Here is a 360-nt window from a genome sequence, read left to right as displayed (position 1 = left end):
AAAGGCTTCGCTTTCTGGTCATAGATAGGGTACTGCCCCTCGATCAAGATAATGCACTCATCTCTAGGCATACGCTTTACTTCCGCTGGCTCTAAAAGCGATAAACCTGCCTTTCCAAAGTTTAAACTATCTCCTGTATTGCGGCCCCTGTTTAGCCCATCTGTCCTAGTATCAATAGTTCGTTTTCCTAAGATTTCGGATATCCATTTATGGGTACTATTCGCCGTGGGACCACTTCCTAGATAACAAACAGTGGCGCAGGTATCAAATAGAGTTTCCCATTTCTCTCCCTGAAACAAGGCTTTTATCTGAGCTACAGATTGCAGGACCGGCACCATATTGATATTTCGCCCTCTGATT

1 protein-coding gene is annotated in these 360 nt (G+C 44.4%); it reads right to left on the bottom strand.

The genetic code is table 11. The annotated features are described in order from the left end of the window. Positions 1-360, bottom strand: a 360-nt coding sequence (locus D0T66_RS16110) for a type IV secretory system conjugative DNA transfer family protein (RefSeq protein WP_163358324.1), incomplete at both ends; no start/stop codon positions are given.

This window comes from Dysgonomonas sp. 25 (assembly GCF_010501075.1).
Taxonomy (GTDB): domain Bacteria; phylum Bacteroidota; class Bacteroidia; order Bacteroidales; family Dysgonomonadaceae; genus Dysgonomonas.
This window is presented reverse-complemented; position numbering and strand designations above follow the sequence as displayed.